This is a genomic window from bacterium (assembly GCA_022616075.1).
GTDB lineage: Bacteria > Acidobacteriota > HRBIN11 > JAKEFK01 > JAKEFK01 > JAKEFK01.
In genome coordinates this window covers 1-18,039 of the sequence record JAKEFK010000226.1, presented here as the reverse complement: position 1 = coordinate 18,039, position 18,039 = coordinate 1, and the positions used below count along the sequence as shown (strand labels likewise).

At 50.3% G+C, this 18,039-nt stretch carries 17 protein-coding genes; 6 read left to right on the top strand and 11 right to left on the bottom strand.

Annotated elements, in window-relative coordinates:
* Positions 1 to 5 precede the first annotated feature (5 nt).
* Entirely contained in the window at positions 6 to 1,649 is a 1,644-nt protein-coding gene (gene hutU, locus L0156_18380) for a urocanate hydratase (protein ID MCI0604957.1), read from the bottom strand.
* Between the two features lie 111 nt (positions 1,650 to 1,760).
* Between hutU and hutH the strand changes: the two genes are divergently transcribed.
* From hutH to L0156_18360, 4 genes are all read left to right on the top strand, one after another.
* Positions 1,761 to 3,266, top strand: coding sequence for a histidine ammonia-lyase (gene hutH / locus L0156_18375; protein ID MCI0604956.1), 1,506 nt, complete (start codon positions 1,761 to 1,763; stop codon positions 3,264 to 3,266).
* A 236-nt stretch (positions 3,267 to 3,502) separates the two neighbouring features.
* Positions 3,503 to 4,759: an adenylosuccinate synthase gene (locus L0156_18370; GenBank protein MCI0604955.1), complete on the top strand. Its 1,257-nt coding sequence runs from the start codon at positions 3,503 to 3,505 to the stop codon at positions 4,757 to 4,759.
* A gap of 68 nt (positions 4,760 to 4,827) precedes the next feature.
* Positions 4,828 to 5,235, top strand: coding sequence for a YkgJ family cysteine cluster protein (locus L0156_18365; protein MCI0604954.1), 408 nt, complete (start codon positions 4,828 to 4,830; stop codon positions 5,233 to 5,235).
* Positions 5,198 to 6,502 (top strand): M48 family metallopeptidase, encoded by a 1,305-nt coding sequence (locus L0156_18360; GenBank protein ID MCI0604953.1) that lies wholly within the window; start codon positions 5,198 to 5,200, stop codon positions 6,500 to 6,502. The genes L0156_18365 and L0156_18360 overlap by 38 nt, the downstream gene beginning before the upstream one ends.
* Before the next feature lie 27 nt (positions 6,503 to 6,529).
* Here the strand turns inward: L0156_18360 and L0156_18355 are convergent, their stop codons facing one another.
* Both L0156_18355 and L0156_18350 read right to left on the bottom strand, forming a co-directional pair.
* Entirely contained in the window at positions 6,530 to 6,898 is a 369-nt protein-coding gene (locus L0156_18355) for a beta/gamma crystallin family protein (GenBank protein MCI0604952.1), read from the bottom strand.
* Entirely contained in the window at positions 6,899 to 7,099 is a 201-nt protein-coding gene (locus L0156_18350) for a hypothetical protein (GenBank protein ID MCI0604951.1), read from the bottom strand.
* Positions 7,100 to 7,302: 203 nt separating this feature from the next.
* On the opposite strand from L0156_18350, the gene L0156_18345 reads away from it, so the two are divergent.
* Entirely contained in the window at positions 7,303 to 9,135 is a 1,833-nt protein-coding gene (locus tag L0156_18345; protein ID MCI0604950.1) for an OPT/YSL family transporter, read from the top strand.
* Between the two features lie 96 nt (positions 9,136 to 9,231).
* Entirely contained in the window at positions 9,232 to 9,810 is a 579-nt protein-coding gene (locus L0156_18340) for a biotin transporter BioY (protein ID MCI0604949.1), read from the top strand.
* A gap of 3 nt (positions 9,811 to 9,813) precedes the next feature.
* Here the strand turns inward: L0156_18340 and L0156_18335 are convergent, their stop codons facing one another.
* From L0156_18335 to L0156_18300, 8 genes are read right to left on the bottom strand one after another with little or no spacing between them, the layout of a single operon-like run.
* Positions 9,814 to 10,218: a DUF4440 domain-containing protein gene (locus L0156_18335; GenBank protein MCI0604948.1), complete on the bottom strand. Its 405-nt coding sequence runs from the start codon at positions 10,216 to 10,218 to the stop codon at positions 9,814 to 9,816.
* 2 nt (positions 10,219 to 10,220) lie between these two features.
* Complete coding sequence (locus L0156_18330; GenBank protein ID MCI0604947.1) at positions 10,221 to 10,676, bottom strand: hypothetical protein; 456 nt, start codon at positions 10,674 to 10,676, stop codon at positions 10,221 to 10,223.
* Positions 10,677 to 10,679: 3 nt separating this feature from the next.
* Positions 10,680 to 11,045: a VOC family protein gene (locus L0156_18325; protein MCI0604946.1), complete on the bottom strand. Its 366-nt coding sequence runs from the start codon at positions 11,043 to 11,045 to the stop codon at positions 10,680 to 10,682.
* A gap of 54 nt (positions 11,046 to 11,099) precedes the next feature.
* Positions 11,100 to 12,572 carry a serine hydrolase gene (locus L0156_18320; GenBank protein ID MCI0604945.1) on the bottom strand — a complete coding sequence of 491 codons (1,473 nt, stop codon included), beginning with the start codon at positions 12,570 to 12,572 and terminating at the stop codon, positions 11,100 to 11,102.
* A 32-nt stretch (positions 12,573 to 12,604) separates the two neighbouring features.
* Positions 12,605 to 13,198 carry a hypothetical protein gene (locus tag L0156_18315; GenBank protein MCI0604944.1) on the bottom strand — a complete coding sequence of 198 codons (594 nt, stop codon included), beginning with the start codon at positions 13,196 to 13,198 and terminating at the stop codon, positions 12,605 to 12,607.
* A 34-nt stretch (positions 13,199 to 13,232) separates the two neighbouring features.
* Positions 13,233 to 15,041 (bottom strand): DUF3857 domain-containing protein, encoded by a 1,809-nt coding sequence (locus L0156_18310; protein ID MCI0604943.1) that lies wholly within the window; start codon positions 15,039 to 15,041, stop codon positions 13,233 to 13,235.
* Positions 15,038 to 16,990: a DUF3857 domain-containing protein gene (locus L0156_18305; GenBank protein ID MCI0604942.1), complete on the bottom strand. Its 1,953-nt coding sequence runs from the start codon at positions 16,988 to 16,990 to the stop codon at positions 15,038 to 15,040. The genes L0156_18310 and L0156_18305 overlap by 4 nt, the downstream gene beginning before the upstream one ends.
* Positions 16,975 to 18,024 carry a thiamine biosynthesis protein gene (locus L0156_18300; protein MCI0604941.1) on the bottom strand — a complete coding sequence of 350 codons (1,050 nt, stop codon included), beginning with the start codon at positions 18,022 to 18,024 and terminating at the stop codon, positions 16,975 to 16,977. The genes L0156_18305 and L0156_18300 overlap by 16 nt, the downstream gene beginning before the upstream one ends.
* Positions 18,025 to 18,039 lie beyond the last annotated feature (15 nt).

The following is an 18,039-nucleotide window of genomic DNA, read 5'->3' as shown; positions in this document are numbered from 1 at the left end:
TTGCGTTAAATCATAGGAATCTTGATATTTTTCGCGCGGGCAACTGCGATGGCTTTGTCGTAGCCTGCGTCGACATGGCGCATGACTCCGGTGCCGGGATCGCAAGTCAACACACGCTGCAGACGTTTGGATGCTGCATCCGTTCCATCTGCAACAATCACCATTCCGGCGTGTAAAGATTGTCCAATTCCAACACCACCCCCGTGGTGAAAAGAAACCCATGTGGCGCCGCAGACGGCATTGAGCAGAGCATTCAAAATCGGCCAATCCGCAATCGCATCCGAACCATCCTGCATCCTTTCGGTTTCACGGCGCGGAGAAGCAACAGAACCACAATCCAGATGATCCCGGCCGATTACAATCGGTGCGCTGATCTCTCCCTTCTTCACGAGCTGATTGATTCGCTCGCCGAATTCCGCGCGCTCGCCATAACCAAGCCAGCAAATGCGCGCAGGAAGTCCCTGAAATTTCACATGCTCCGCAGCAAGACGGATCCAGCGAGCCAGTGCCTCGTTGTGAGGAAACATTTCCAGAATCGCGCGATCCGTGCGGTGAATGTCCGCAGGATCGCCGGAAAGGGCCACCCAACGGAAGGGTCCCTTGCCTTCACAGAAAAGCGGACGAATGTATGCAACCACAAACCCGGGAAAATCAAAAGCCTCTGTATAGCCGGCCTTAAAAGCCTGTCCGCGCAGATTATTGCCGTAGTCAAAAACGATCGCGCCCTTTCGCTGCATATCGACCATCGCGCGAGTATGTTCCGCCATCGCCTGATAAGCGCGGCGAATGTACTCCTTAGGATTTTTTTCACGCAGTTCTTTGACATCTTCGTCCGGCAAACCGTTTGGAATGTAACCATTCAACGGATCGTGTGCCGAAGTCTGATCCGTAACAATATCGGGAATCACATCGCGGCGGACCAGCTCCGGATAAATGTCAGCCGCATTCCCCTGCAGGGCTACGGACAATGGTCGTCCCTCTTTGCGGGCCTGCGCGATCCACCGCAGCGCTTCCTCTAAGCTATTAGTAGCAGAATCACAATATCGCGTTTGCAAACGGCGTTCGATCCGCTGAGGATCCACCTCCACACACAGAATCGTTCCTTCGTTCATCGTAGCCGCAAGAGGTTGAGCTCCACCCATTCCCCCCAGACCCGCGGTTAAAACAAAACGTCCTTTGAGGGAACCGCCAAAATGGCGATCCGCGATTGCGGCAAAAGTCTCATAAGTTCCTTGCAGAATTCCCTGGGTCCCGATGTAAATCCAGCTGCCGGCCGTCATCTGGCCATACATGATCAACCCCATGCCCTCCAGACGCCAGAATTCTTCCCACGTTGCCCACGCAGGAACGAGATTGGAATTGGCAAGCAAGACCCGCGGAGCGTCCTCATGAGTCCGGAAAATCCCGACCGGCTTTCCGGACTGTATCAGCAACGTTTCATAGTGATCCAGCGATTGCAAGCTGCGTATGATCGCATCAAAGCATTCCCAGTTGCGCGCCGCTTTGCCGGAACCGCCATAGACGATCAGCTCTTCCGGCTTTTCGGCGATGTCCGGATCGACGTTGTTCATCAGCATTCGCATCGCAGCTTCCTGAAGCCAACCCTTGCAGCTGATTTTATTGCCACGTGGAGCAGTTATGTTTCTCATTCTGAGCCGTAGTGTAGCACAAGGATTGCGCAGCAAAGTGGCGCGGGCGTCCCAGAGCCGGCGAGCTCCGCAGACGAGACGTCCGCGCTACTTTGTTTATAATGGATTCGTATGAAATCACAAGTTCTTGTCGATGGAAACAACTTAACACTCGATCAAATAGAAGCTGTGTCGCGCGGCAATGCGAAAGTAATGCTAGGCCCCGAGGCGCTGCCCCGCATTCAACAATCGCGCGCGGTTATCGAAGCAATTCTCGCAAACAACCAAACCGTCTATGGTGTCAACACCGGATTTGGAAAGCTCAGCGACATTAAAATTGACGCGGATCATGTGAATGAACTGCAGTTGAATTTGATTCGCAGTCATTCTGCGGGAGTTGGTCCACCCTATTCGATTCCGGTGACCCGCGCGATCATGTTACTCCGCGCGAATGTTCTTGCCAAGGGCAACTCCGGCGTACGAACAGAATTGATTCATCTCCTTCTGGAGATGTTGAACCGGGAAGTCCATCCTGTGATTCCTTCGAAAGGATCGGTAGGCGCAAGCGGTGATCTTGCTCCTCTTTCCCATCTAGCGCTGGTGCTTGTTGGGGAGGGCCTCGCTTTCTCCGGCGCAAAAAAAATTTCAGGCAAGCAAGCTTTGCAGGAAAAAGGTTTGCAGCCCGTTACATTGCAGGCGAAGGAAGGACTGGCTCTGATCAATGGGACTCAGGCCATGACCGGCGTTGGTTGTCTTGCGTGGCATACCTCGCGTCGCTTGAGTCAGGTCGCAGATGTTTCGGGAGCGATGTCGCTGGACGTGTTGCGCGGAACAGATACGGCGTTTGATGAACGCATTGTGAATGTGCGGCCGCATTCGGGAGCGATTCAGGTGGCCCGGAATCTGCGTGATTTACTGAAAGGAAGCAGGATTCGAGAATCGCATCGTGATTCGGCTCACAAAGTACAGGATCAATACTCCCTGCGTTGCATGCCTCAGGTGCACGGCTCGGTCCGCGATGCTTTGAAAGTCGGTGAACAATGGATCGGAATCGAAGTGAACGCGGCAACCGATAATCCGCTTGTTTTTCCGGAAGATCGCATTTTGCTAAGCGGAGGAAATTTTCATGGTGGACCGATGTCGCTCTGTTTCGATTTCCTTTCGATTGCGATGGCGCAACTTGCAAGCATTTCAGAGCGCCGCATTGCTCTGTTAACGGATTCCTCACAGAGCGAGCTGCCCCCTTTCTTGAGCGAGCATTCTGGTCTGCATTCGGGTTTCATGATGGCGCAAGTTACTGCGGCGGCGCTTGTTTCCGAAAACAAAGTGCTGGCGCACCCTGCAAGCGTCGATACCATTCCCACATCGGCGAATAAGGAAGATCATGTCAGCATGGGAGTTACTTCGGCGTTGAAGTTCCAGCAGATTGTGGAGAACGCCGCGCACGTTATTGCGATTGAGCTCATGTGCGCCGCGCAGGCGATGGATTTGTTGGCGCCGCTGCAATCTTCAGCCGCGTTGCAGGAAGCGCATCGCGTGATTCGTTCAAAAGTTCCACGATTGGAAAAAGATCGCATCCTGTCAGATGATATTGAAACCATCACTTCATTGATTCAAAGTGAGGAATTTCCAGCGTAAGGGAGCGCGGGCAATGGGGCGCAGGCTGAGCTTATTGGAAAATCCAGATGCTGGCGGTCCCAGTTGGAGCGGGCATCCTTGCCCGCAAAAAGCTCGTCGGGCGATCAGGTTTTTGCGGACTGGAAGTCCGCGCTCCAACTGATTTTTCAACAAGCTCGGCTTCCAGCCTGCATTACTTACGGGCCGCGGACTTCCAGTCCGCAGCGCTCCTTTGCGAATGATACAATATGAAACCTATGGCGAATCTGGCGGTGATTGGAGCGCAGTGGGGAGATGAAGGCAAGGGGAAAATCGTAGATCTGGTTTCGCTCCACTATGACATCGTTGCCCGTTATCAGGGAGGGCACAACGCAGGCCATACGGTAGTCATCGAAGGAAAGAGCTACATCCTGCAACTGATTCCTTCCGGCATGTTTCGTGGCGGCAAGATCGGAGTCATTGGAAATGGTGTTGTGATTGAGCCCTCTGCGCTTCTGGCTGAAATCAAAAAGATGGAAGCTTCTGGTTTTTCATTCGAAGGGCGTCTTAACATCAGCGATCGCGCGCACTTGATTCTTCCTCATCACAGATGGCGCGAACAGGAAGCTGAAAAGACGCAAAAAATCGGCACAACACTGCGAGGCATTGGACCGACGTATGAAGATAAAGCGGCAAGACGCGGTTTTCGTGTGTGTGATCTGATGCAATCCGATTTTGAAAAACGCCTCGGCGAACTTTATGAAGCTAAACCGGAAGGAAACGAATTTCTTTCGCGCATTCCGGAATTCCGGGACTCGCTCGCCCAATATGTTTGCAATTGCTCCTCTTTTCTTGCAAACGCGATTCAGCACGAAAAGCGATTATTGTTCGAAGGCGCCCAGGGAACCATGCTGGATGTAGATCACGGCACTTATCCATTTGTGACCTCCAGCAGTTGTGCTGCGGGTGGAATCAGCACCGGACTAGGAATAGGCCCCAAACATATTCACAAAGTGCTGGGTGTATCGAAAGCATATGCAACGCGTGTGGGAAGCGGGCCCTTTCCATCCGAGCTTGAAAATTCAATCGGGGACACAATTCGAAACCGCGGAAAGGAATTTGGTTCCATCACAGGACGCCCTCGAAGATGTGGCTGGCTGGATCTGGTCGCGCTGAAGTACGCCACTCAAATCAGCGGAATGGACGCGCTTTGCATCACCAAACTGGACATCCTGGATGAGTTCGACGAAATTGCAGCGTGCGTTGAATATGAACTGGATGGACAAAAGATCCATGAATTTCCCGCTTCCATCGAAAAAGTGGAAAAATGCAAGCCCGTTCTTCGTTCCTTTGCCGGTTGGAAAACGAACACATATGGTTTGAGAAAACTCTACGAGCTTCCTTCACAGGCAAGAAAGTATCTGGAATTCATCGAAGAGTTTTTGCACGTGCCGGTTGCAATGATTTCAACTTCTCCGGAACGGGACGACACAATTTTCTACCCGGCATTCGACACGATTTGTAATAAATCATAATCGAAGTAGCGCGGGCGTCCCGCCTGCGAGATTTGCGCAGACGGGACGTCCACGCTACTCTGTTCAAAATGAGCTGGTACAAGGATGGACTTCAATTTGAGTGCACGAAGTGCGGCAACTGCTGCACGGGACGTCCCGGGTACGTCTGGATTCAAATCGAAGACATGCACCGGATTGCTGAATTTCTGGGAATTCGTTTCCGTGAGTTTCTCACGCGATATGTCCGAAAAGTCGGTGATCGATGGAGCTTAATCGAAAAGGAAAACACCGATTGCATTTTTTACGAGTCCGGCTGCAAAATCTATCCTGTAAGACCCACTCAGTGCCGGACCTTTCCTTTTTGGAAAGAGAACCTTGAAAAACCAGCAAGTTGGCAGCAAGCTGCAAAAGAGTGTGAAGGAATCAATCAGGGCAAGACCTATTCAGAGGAGGAAATCGATGGCCTGTTACGGGAAAATCCTCGTTCTACTACTTAGCTTCACTCTGCTCTCACTTTCCGCGATCGCGCAAGAACAAGCGCGGCCATTCGATATTGAAAAAGCCCGCGCGGCATCGCAAATCAGCGATCCAGAACAGGCAACGCGAGCTTATCTCGATTCGGTGCCCACTCAACGCCGTCAAAAGACGAAGTCCTACGCTCATGGCAATTACTTTTTGGATATAGTCGACTTTGTTTACTCGAGTTTAATCCTGATCGGTTTGCTGGCATTCGGCGTGTCTGCGAAAATCCGGGTGGTCGCCCGGCGCATCACACGGTTCCGTCCGCTGCAAACCGCCCTGTACTGGATCCAGTTTCTTTTGCTCACAACACTCTTTGCGTTTCCTATGACGTTGTATCGTTCCTATTTCCGTGAGAAAGCTTACGGTCTGCTCACACAAGCTTTTGGTGATTGGATGGTGGATCAGTTCAAAGAGCTTGCTGTTGCGATCGTGCTGGGCACGATTTTTTTGATGATTCTTTACGGCGTGTTGCGGAAAGCGCCTCGTTTGTGGTGGCTTTGGGGTTCAGTCGTCATGATCATTTTCGTTATTATTGGTATTGCAATTGCTCCGGTTTACATTCAACCGCTTTTCAACAAGTTCACACCTCTAAAAAATGCGGAGATCCGCGAAAGCATTTTGTCGATGGCACGGCAACAAGGAATTCCAGCGGAGGAAGTGTACGAAATGGATGCGTCGAAACGTACGGATCGCATCAGCGCCTATGTGGCAGGACTGCTGGGAACCATGCGGATTGTGATGTTTGATAACACGTTGAAACGCTGCACGCCCGAAGAAATTCAAATGATCATGGGTCATGAAATGGGACATTATGTCTTGAATCATGTTTGGAAACACGTTGCTTTTTTTTCGGTTTTAATACTTGCAGGGTTTCTCGTTGCACGGTGGGGATTTCACAAAGCGATCCGCAAATGGCCGAACTGGCAAGTGGAAGGAGTGGGTGATAACGCGGGATTTCCTTTGTTGATCCTTTTGCTCACCGGTTTTCTTTTTCTTGCCGGCCCAATCTCCAACACATGGATCCGAATTCATGAAGATTTCGCGGATGATTTCGGTTTAGACGCAAGCCGGGAACCTGATGCCGCGGCAACAACATTCCTCAAACTCGGAGAGTATCGTGACCTGGAGCCGCATCCCCTGATCGAAGCTTTGCTATACGACCATCCATCCGGCCGCTACCGCATTCGCAATGCGATGGAATGGAAATTCAACCGCCAAGACGCCAAGGGCGCCAAGAAATAATATTCTCAGCGCCCTTTGCAGTGAATCTTAGTCGAGTCGCTCGATGATCATGGATTCGGCGCGGTCGCCAAAATTGAAATCATCCAGATCGAACGTATCTTCTTCAAGAATCATTCTTCTTCCACGAAAATTGGGTTCGTCAAAGAGAATGACTCTCATCGGACCATGAATCTCCACTGAATGGATCGTTTTGTTTAACTTTCCATTTAAATATGGGTATTCTCCAGGAGCCAAAGCCCTGCTGGTTCCGTCGAAATCCCGATTTGTGAATACAGTAACGAAGCCAGTGGTGGTTCCGGACAATCGAACCCGGTCTTCATCATCGAAGTCATCATCACGCAAATCATATCCATCTTTGTAACCTTCCATGTAACCAGAACGAAAATTGGCGTTCACTTAGCTGTTGTAAGAGATTCCTGATCGAGAACGCGCGTAATCAAAATCTCGACCCATTTCGCTATCGGCCACTCCATGACGGTAACCTTCTTCGAATCCGAACTGATAGGCTTCGCTATCTGTTCGAAATGGTGTTTGAGCGAACAGCGCCACACTAGTTATGAGCAAACAAATCGTTGCTGCTAAACCTAATTTGAACATGACGTCATCTCCTTTAGTAGAATTTTTGTGCGATGTCACCCGCGATACCTCTGCCGCGTGGTTACTCACACTACTCTCATAATCTTCACGTAGAAGTGTGCAACATACGTTCCAAAAATTACCCCTGAAAGATGTGGTTCGCATGTCATCCATACCGGACAAGAGTCCTAGTGCTTGCCCGAACGAAATGCTATGATTCAAACGTGCTGGAAACACAAGAAACTCCAGTTGTAGATCCAGAACTACATTGGGTGCAGCATGTTTACCGCCGCGGCGTAAAACAGCTGACCACACGCGCCGTATTAGCAGGAATGATCATTGGGGCGATCATGTGTCTTTCCAACCTGTACGTCTTTTTTAAAACAGGTTGGAGCATGGGAGTCACTGTGACGGCGGTGATCCTTGCGTTTGCATTCTTCCATCTGCTCCGCGCTGTGAGGGTCACCAAATCTGAATTCACGATCCTGGAAAATAATGCGATGGGATCGGTGGCATCCGCTGCCGCTTACATGACAGGTGGTGGAAACATGGCTGCATTCGGTGCGCTACTCATGCTGACTTCCGTGCGGCCTGATGCGGTGGTTATGATTCTGTGGTTCAGTGTAATCGCCGCAATGGGAGTGTTTGTGGCGATCCCTGTAAAACGCCAGTTGATCAACCGCGAACAACTCGCATTTCCAACCGGACTTGCCACTGGCGAAACACTGAAATCCCTTCACCAGGCGGGGCAGGGGTACGGACTCATCAAAGCAAAACTACTTGCAATCAGCGGGGCAGCAGCAGCGTTTCTCGCATGGTTTCGCGATGCAAAAGCAGATTGGATGCCGTTTAACATCCCGGCAGCGATTCCTGTTCCGTTTCAAATTGCGGGACGCGCAGCAAAAGACTGGACTCTATCTTTAAAAAGCGAACTGATACTGATTGGAGCCGGCGCGCTAATGAGCTTTCGCGCCGGATGGTCGTTATTAATCGGAGGATTGCTCACTTACGGAGTTCTTGGGCCTTCTTTGTTTGAGCGCGGGCTCATTCCTGAAGTCAGCTATAAGGCAATCGTAAATTGGACTCTCTGGCCGGGCGCGGCGTTACTTGTGGCCGCAGGATTTACAACATTCGCGATGGATTACAAAAGCATCGCGCGTTCTTTCGCAGGGATCAAACGAATTCTCATGCGGCAAAAACAGGATGAGAATGATCCGGTGGCTGCTGTTGAATCGCCTGATTGGTGGTTTCCGGCCGGCTATTTCACTCTGGCGCCATTGGCGGTGCTATTGATGATCTGGCTTTTTCAAATACCGTGGTGGGCGGCGATCATTGCAATCCCACTAGCGGTAATCATGGGTTTTGTTGCCGCCCGAGTTACCGGCGAAACGGATGTTACGCCAACCAAAGCCCTTGGCCCGGTTACACAATTGATTTATGGACTCCTGACACCGGGCAATCTCGTTGGCAACATCATGAGCGGAAATGTTACCGGTGGTGTTGGACTTCATTCTGCAGATCTGCTCACCGATTTAAAGTCCGGATACATGGTAGGCGCAGATCCAAGACAACAACTAAAAGCGCAATTGTTCGGAGTTATTGCAGGCGGGCTAGTGGTGGTTCCTGCGTTCTGGCTGATTATTCCGGATCCTGCCCTGCTGGGAACAGAAGAATGGCCGGCGCCTTCCTGCCTGGTCTGGGCAGGCGTGTCTCAAGCATTTTCTAATGGAATTTCAACCCTGCATCCTTCCGCTCGAATCGCAGCTCTGATCGGCGGAATTCTGGGAATCGTACTTGCACTTCTGGAAAAATTTACACCCGCAAGACTGAAAAAATTTGTTCCTTCTTCATCCGGACTTGGAATATCGATGGTCATACCGGGAAGCAACAGCATTGCAATGTTTATCGGCGCTTCGATTGCTGAGCTGCTCAATAAGAAAAAACCTGCACTTGGAGATCTCACAGTATTTCCGGTCGCTTCCGGTATGATTGCCGGTGAAAGTCTGATGGGCATCGTGATCGCAATGCTTATCGTGTCCGGCGTTCTCTCGCGCTAATGGAACGCGGTCATCTTGCCCGCATTACGGGCCGCAGGCATCCTTGCCTGCCGCCTCAATTTTGTGATAATCTGCAGGACAATTTGCAGCAAACCAATGCACGAAGCAATTGTTAAAATCCAGGCCTGGAGCAGGACAGAGAAGCTGTTCCTGAAATCGTTTGCCGCCGCGGTCTTTGCCTTCTTTACGGTGCTTGCAGCGGAAGTCCGAATTCCCCTGCCCTTCACGCCGATTCCGATGACTCTCCAGACTTTCGTTGCGCCGCTTGCCGGCGGTTTTCTTGGAGCTGCATTCGGCGCGGGTTCTATGCTTCTTTACATGGCTCTGGGGATTGCAGGCCTGAACGTTTTTGCCGCAGCGTCAGGGGGTCTGGACTTTTTTCTAGCGCCTTCTGCCGGATACGTTCTTGGGTTTGTTCTTGCAGCCTGGATTCTTGGATATGTTCAGGATCGCACGACAAAGAACGTTCACTTGCTTGCCGCACTCATTTTTACTCACATCGTTATCTTTGCATGCGGAGTTGCCGGCCTGATGTTGAATCTGAATCTATCCATTCAAGAAGCTTTCGCTAAAGGAGTTGCACCTTTCCTGATTGGAGATGTATTCAAAATCTCAGCTTCTTACTTGATTCTCGCTTCCTACAATCGTTTGCGACGCCAGATACAGCCGGAATAAGTTCTATTTCACCGCTGTTGGATCATCATTCCAAATATCAACGACACATTTCCACGTGCCTGACGGTTCCTTACGCCAAACCGTAATACCTTTGCCATGCAATGTAATCTGTTTTCCTTCAGGATCGTAAAATGTGGTCTTGTTGCTTCCAAATGCGTACGCTAACGTACCATCTTGAGACAACGTAACGCTGCTGGTTTCCCATGTAATGCTGAAGCCAGGAATTGCCAGGCTTTCCTGCACAAACTTTCGGATCGCATCTTTACCTGCAATCGCCGGCGTGCCGGGAGGCATCAAGGTCGCATCATCAGCCCAAAACGATACGATGCGATCAATATCCTGGCCTTCGGCAGCCGCGTGAGCCCATTGCTTGTCGAGTTCCAGAATTTCTGCGCGCTCTTTATCCATTCTCACTTACTATTTTTCTCCAGTTCAATTATGAGGTCCTGCAACTTTTTGACAATTGCATCTTTGGCCTTCGAGTAATCCCCACTAATGGCAGGTGCTGTCCAGTGTTCAACGTGATTTGCTTTAATATCGTTCGGCAGATCACAGAACGAAACAATACGGAGCGCCTTTGACGCCTCCGAAGACGTTAGCTTCGCCGGCTTTTCTGTGGGTAATGGAATTCCATCGCTCCGCAATCCGTTCGCTGCAGGTTGTGCAATGTCCGGGTCGGGGTTAGTACCGCGTGAGATCGCAACAAACGGCAGTTGCTTTTGTTTTGCCAAACGATTGAAATGCGCAGCAGCAACAACGCTTTTAGCCGAGCCGTGTTCACAAACGAAAATGACCACAGAATCTCCTGTCTCAGCTCTTCCAAGATTAGCTGAAACTAAAATCAGAAATGCAAAGAACAAATACATCAGCTACGCCGGCTCCTGATAAAGACCGAAGATATTGCCGGCGGGATCGCGGAATCTCGCGGTCACTTCAGGCGCATCCATGCCTATAGGCTGTACGATCTCGCACCCCTGATTGACGATCGCCTCCACCGTTGCGGCAACATCATCAACCATAATGTAGATCAAGACACCGGGTGCGTTAGAGGGCTGACGACCGGTTACCCATGTGCCGCTCACTTCTCCGACTCCATCATCAAAGGCAGTGCTGCCGTCGCTGCGCCGCCGGATCTGCCAGCCAAAAACAGTCTGGTAGAAAGCGACAGATCGACCGACGTCGACTGCAGGAATTTCAAGATAACAAATCTTACCGTCGCCCAATGTGGGAGGCATTACAACTCCTTTTCATTATTTTAGTCATTCTATTATGCATTTGTTCCGATCTACCTATTTCGAACTGATTCTTTTCGCGGGGACTGCTTTTTGACCGCGCGGTGGATAGATCAGAATTCCGATCACGCTGCCGTCACTGCCTCTCTGAAAGGTGATTCGAAGCGGTAACTCTGATGCAAAGAAATTCATCTCACTCTCCGGTCGGATGCGCAGCCTCGGAAGTCCCCAGCTCTCTGGTGATTCAAGCATGAGCGCATCTCCTTCGCGAATGATCGCAAACACGCCTTCGCCAGCCGCATCATAGCGACCGACATATGCGTTCAGTATTGAAGATTCGAGACTGATTTCTTTAGGTACAGGTTTCGGATGCTCCAAAGGGAAATCGGGCCTAAGAATATGACGCGCGATGTCGGCAACACTTGCTGCATGATTTGACAATACGGCTACGCCAACGCGTTTCACCGGATCCCACATCACACAACTGCTATAGCCAAAGGTGCCACCATCCCGAAAGATGAGTTGGTCGTTGCCCTTCCCGATAACCGTCCAGCCCAACGCTTGTTCATCGCCAGACTTCGACACAGGTCGGCTCGTGCTCACGCTAAGTGCCACCGCCTTTGCGAGAGGCGAATGCTCATACCCAATCGCAACGGAAAGGAGCGTTAAAAGATCATTCACCGTTGAAAAAAGGGCTCCTGCAGCCGGCATGACCGAATAGACAGGAATAGTTGACATCGGTGGCGCGGGCTGCGAGGCGGCATCGTGGCCGCCCGGGAGGTGTTCCTTCATCTTTGGCGAAAGAATGAAGTCTGTGTTCGCGAGCTTCAACGGAGTGATGACTCGCTCGCGCAAGAGGCTCTCGTAATCTCTACCGGCGCGAGATGTAAGTGTCTCGCTCAAGAGCCAGTAACCGATGTTCGAGTATTCCCACTTGGTCCCGATGTCGTACCGCAGCTTATAAGCGGCCAGGAATTGATAAAGATCGGCTGCGGAGTAATCAGCTTTGCCAGATTGCTCGGGCATGAAGGGCAAAGCTGACGTGTGAGTCGCTAGATCCAAAAACGTAATCGAGCGGCGATTCAATGAAGGGATCCTGACACTGGCCGGTAGATATTTCGCGACTTGATCTGCGAAGTCAACTTCACGCTTATTGACCATGTCCGCTAGCAAAAGGCCAGTGAAGACCTTGGTTACCGAGCCAATTTCAAAAACGGTGTTGCCATCCAGTGGTCGTGAGTCTTTGAGGTGGCCATGCGAGATGACCCTTCGACCTTGCGGCTCGATAACTCCAACGACAATGCCTATGCCATCTTCTTGAGCGGAGATCGCGCGGACCCGTTCATTGAGTATGTTGCGAATTTCAGCATCAGACGGGAGAGCATTCGCACTTGAGCTTTGCGACGCCTGAGCTCCCGCAAGAATCATCACGAATGCAAGCATGCAGGTAAGAGAACATCGAGATACTTGCACTGTCCAGGAGTAGAAAGCATCGATAAGATAGGTGCGAACGTCTTTAGAAAGCCTCAAAGTATAATTACGCCTGGTCTATTGCTTTTGTTTCAGGCTCGAACGTCCTTCACTGCGATCATGGCTGCAAGAGCCGCATCCTTTTGGTCCTTTCCCCAGGGAGGGCCGGCAGATTTACCGAGTGCAGCAATCTTCATCTCCAGGACGCTCTCTGGACTCCCTAGCGTTTGCTCCGCCTCTTTCATCAACAGCTTCTCCGGAACCGCTACGACTCTCAGTCCGCAAGCTTTGGCAGCGGCCGCCAGCGCATCCCGGAATAGAACGCCTTCTGCTTTATGCATTCGGAAGTGCACTGCAAGAATCTCCTCAGTGTTCCAATCGGGCATGGGACTGCCGACCAACACAGCGCAGGCTGCGACTTTGTTTTCCCGCTTTTGCTCTCGCTTAACTGCAGATTGCACTTCCCGTAGGGCGATCCGGTAGGCCGCTTTGATGCCGCGCTCTACTACATCTCGTGCCGCCTTTCCCTCCAAATTCTCTGCGGCGTGATACGGCTGCTTTGCCCACTCGTGTTCAACAAGTTCAACACGTCGCCGGTCAACTACCAGGAAATCGCCGTTCTGCTTGCCTAAAACAACAAGCGCTGCCCAACCTGAATGAGCCTTCATCCCGAATACAACCTTCATTGCTCACATTACCCGACGATTGGTTTGATTAACGCTACTTTACTACCACGGTGCGTTGAAGGAGGCCCGCAAATTCCTGAAGCTCCCCTTTGTACTTCTTCATTTCGGTGTTGTCCAGAAAGCCGTTTGCAAAATAAACATCCGCGGTGTAGCGGAGTTTTCCCTGATCCTGTTTCAATTCCAGTTTGTAGGAAAGGAATTCCCCTTTTTTCTCCTTGAGATCCGCGCCTGACACGATGCTGCGTCCGGAAAGATCGATCGTGGAATCGAGAACCAGACGGATCGGAATCCCCAGAGCAAAGAATTCATTTTCTCTTGGGTCGATTGCAAGATTCTCTAAAGGCGGATAGCGAACAATGTTGACCAAAAACATTTTGTAGCTTTCCAGCGTTTGCACAGGCGTAGAAAAAGTAAGCTGGAGCGAACGTTCGCCAGAATGTTCCGTTTGGAGCTTCTGCACTGGAAGTCCAGGTTTCAACAGTCTGCTGTACACATAATTCTTTACAGCATTTCGCATCAATGCATTCTTCATCAAATCGACATAGGCATTTGCTTGCCCCAGAGTGTGAACGGAACCTGTCATTTTAAGCTCCGGCTCGCCATAAACGCCGTTGAGCTCAAACTTCAAGACGTTGGAGCTGTAGAAGTCTTCCGGTATCTGGACAAGAGTATTCGGTCCTCCAGCCACCAACGCATGCTTCCCTTGAATCACGGCCGGCACTTCCCCTAAACGAAAATTTTTCACGGTTGTGTCCACCCAGATTCCCTTTCTCAGTTTCGGAATGTATGCGATACAGTGGTTGAACTGCGATGGACTCGGGAAGTCACGATAAAAGAACTTGGCATGGCGCGTATCCACAAGCGCGGGGTACGCTTCAATTCCGGCCTTCTTCAATAATGCAAGGTACAGAAATGTAAGATCTTTGCAATCGCCATATTTTTTCTGAAAAGTCTGCGCGGCAAAACGTGGTTTGTAACCGCCGATACCTACTTCAATTGCCATGTACGTGAAATTTTTCTGGATGTACTGATATAAAGCTTCGGCGATCTGTTCCGGCGAACTTGCAGTCCGCTTCACTTCTTGAACGATCGCGTCCATAGCAGGATCCTCATGATAAGCAAATCTCGTCAATTCGGAAAACCATTGGGCGACATCCTGCCAGCTTTTGGTGGAGAGCGTCCATTTCTCGGTCATCGTCATTTCCGGCATGAAGACAACTCTTTTTTCCACATTGCCAAACGATTCTGATTTGCCGGAAAGATAGACTTCCTGTTGAGAAGCGGATTCGAAGAGAACGGTTACAACATCCTGGTCCTCCGATTTCTGCACTTTCACGGAAGGATCTTCGCCTCTATATTTCACCGGCGTGTTCGCCGGGAACCTCAAAGTGCAATTTGCCTTTCGAATAGGAATATTTGTGCCATACACCCAGGGATCCAGATACAGCAAACTGGTAACTGAACGATCATATTCAATATAGATCGTATCGCCCCGTCGTAAGTTTTCGGGAGCGATCACGAGCGCCTTGTAATCCGTAACCATATCGGGGGATTCCACCACAGGCACTTCATAGATTTCTTCATTTTTCAGTTTTGTGGAGCGACCCCCTTCCGTTTTGACCGTCACATTGATGTTTTTGATTTGAATATATCCATTCACTGCGAGAAATTCCCTGTAACCGGTACCTTCGTCGGTGAGAATTCTAACGACCTGCCTGTGATGTTCACTCGCATAACTAAGGGATTCCACCCGTAGGGAATCCTGTTTTTCAACGATCTCGTAATCAGCAGCGACAAGGAGGCTGCAGCACGAAAGCAAGACGAAGCAAATTCTCAGGATCATGGCGCCGTCACCAGGATTGCCCAGAAATGTTTTTCATAATACTGATTCAAAAAATCTGAGAATTTGGAAAAAGAGGCGGTCTTGATTTCCTTTTCCCTTATCGAAAGTTTTTCATCGATAACAATATCATCCTTCTGTTTCTGAAAAGCGAGCGTGTACTGTAGCGGCGCGCAATCGAGACGGACGGCGGTTGGAAGATTGGCTCTGGCTCCAGGAGCGCGGAGCCGCAGCGTGCTGGAGAATTCTCCGGATGCCGGTAACACCACACGATTGACGCGGTTTTCCAAAAGATGCGGACGCAAATCAAACCCCGAATCCCAGATATCGTTCTGGAAAACTTCCTCCTTTGAATCGAGTTTTTTTCTTGCCCGTGAAGCTTTTCCACGGATTTCGAGTCCTTTCCCTGTAAAGCTGTACTGAGTCTCACGAAACTCGTACGCATCCATGTGCGAACGCAAACGACTCATATATTGCTTCCGCAACTCCATTTCCCCTTTTTGCCTGTATAGCCGCAGCCATTCTGTTCCAAATTCACCCGAGAGCGTCCAGCGGAAATCAAGATTCCACCGGTCTTCCGAAGGACTCGCCACAATTTCGATGTGGCTTCTGTTTCCTTCATGAAAAGAAGTTCGCGAAGTGTAAGTACCTGCTTTTGTAAATCTGGTAGTGGTAACGAACAAAGGGACTCCGAGGGCAAAACGGTTCATTCCCGCAGAGGAGAGTTGAAATGGAGGAATCCCATTGCCGCTGCAGTCGAGCAAAAATTCCCCTGCGGGCGTTCTCACGTTCAAGAACACGAGGTCCAGATCCAGCGGAAAAACTCTGTCCGCGCTGGTTTCCGCCTGTTCATAGGAATTCACGAACACGAGATCGGAAAGCCACCGCTTACTTTTAAAACAGGTTGCAAGAAAAAGCGCGAAATCGTGCGGAGCCGCGGCTTTATCCTTAAAGACATCCTTGGGAGAACGGAACTCGAAGCCGGCCATCCAGATGGTTTCATCGGTGATTTGAACTCGTTTTTCAGCAGCCGAATAGATTGCTTTGATGATTTCCTGAGTATCCTTCAGATTACCCACCGCTTGATCCACAAACTGGATAAGCTCCTGCTCGATGATGGGAGAAACGGTGATTTGAGAGGAAATGAAGTTTCCATAACTGAACCAATCTTTGAAAACTTCGATCTGCCGTCCTGACCGCGATTGCAAGATCAAACGGACACCGGGAAGGTCCTGTCTCGCTTTTGGTGAGTAAGGCTCCTCTATCGCAGCCGGGACCTTTTCTACTACAAATGTAGTACGGCTAAAATGGTTTTGTTGCTCTGTGATGCGGTCCTGGCTTACATGAATCGCTTTCGCTCCGGGAGGCGAGTAGCGGACATAGGCATAGGAATCTTCCACGGGATGCACAAGAACCAGCATGCCTTTCAGCAAAGGATAGGGTTCCGAAAAAAGAAAATCCTCCAGAAAGAAAGGCATCGGATAGTCAACAGTCGCCACATACTCAACCATGTCGCCGGGCTCCACGCCAGGCAGCGCAAATTGGGCAAGAAAGAACGGCGAATTGTAGCCGCTGAGATTTTGATTGCGATACAGGTCCTTTGAAGGAAGATTGATGATCTTCCCATTTGCTTTGATCGTTCTGGCTTCTACATGACACGTGGAAAAACAAGGAAGCTTGATATTTGTATATTGTTTCCCATCGGCCGTAAAAATTTTGATGATCTTGTGAAAGCGCCGCGTGTGTCTGGGACCATTCTGTTTGTATTCTTGAAGAGACAGAACGGCGACTGCGGGAACATCAGCATAGTCGGAAGCATCGGGAAGTTTCAGTATTCCGTACTCATTCAGCGTGTCCTTAAGCGGCTGAAAACGCTGAACGGGAGCAGCTTCCAGAAAGGAATACGAAAGCAAGAGCAGGAACAGGATTCTTCGAATCAACACAAACGCCATGCATCCAGCTGTTGAGTCTCCACAGGATGCACCTCCATGATTCCGGAAGTGTCCCTGTATTCGTACTTGATCCGGATCGTTTCAGCCCCTTCATGATCCGCATATCGGGCGGTAATGGCTGCGGCTGTTTGTAACTCGTCAAAATCCAGATGTCCTTCCGCAATTGTTACGGGGCCAACAACGTCAATCGAAGATAAGACCGCTCTTCCGCTACCGGAATAGTGTTCCAGGAACTTATTCTCAACTTCATCCCTTCCAACCACAACTTTCAAAGATTGCGACGGTCGAAAATGTCTGCCAACTTTCAACAGAATGACATCATCCAGCGAAGGAATATTTCCTTCTTCCATGTGACTCAAAAGATCACGGAATTTTTTGCCATAGCTTACGTCTGCTAAAGAACAGCATCCGCCGGCGGGTTGCGAATAAACAGAAACACCAAGCTCTTCCGCCAACCGGTATTGTTCTTTGCGGGAGCGTCCTGAAATTCCAGCGAGCTTTTCCCGAACGATCCATCCGTTTTCTTCCGGAATTGTGGGAGGCAGAAGCTGCGCAGAAAGTGGCCGCACCAGGAGTCTTCCCAGACCACTCTCTTCTGCCACAATATCGAGCGCTTTTCTGTACTGCGACATGGGACGCTGGCCGAGCACTTCTCCAGTGAAAACAAATTGAGCGCCCGCATCTTCCATGTATTTTTTTGCACGAGCCAGCATGTATCCACGGCAATCCAGACACGGATTCATAGCACTTCCGTATCCATGTTTTGGTTTCATCAGCACATCCTTGATGTACGTAGCGGAAATATCGATGTACTCAATTTCGACTTTCAGGGCGGCTGCGGATTGGAGTGATTCGTTGGAATACACCTTTCCTTTTGCTTTCTGGCGGTTGACTTGCCGGCGAAAATCAGTCGTGCAAAAACCGGTGTAAAAATTGATCGCCTTTACTTCCACACCTTGATTCTGGATCAGTCTGCACGCAATGGAACTGTCCAGACCACCTGAAAGTAGGCCGATTGCTATGATTTTGCTCATAAATGACTCGGCTTC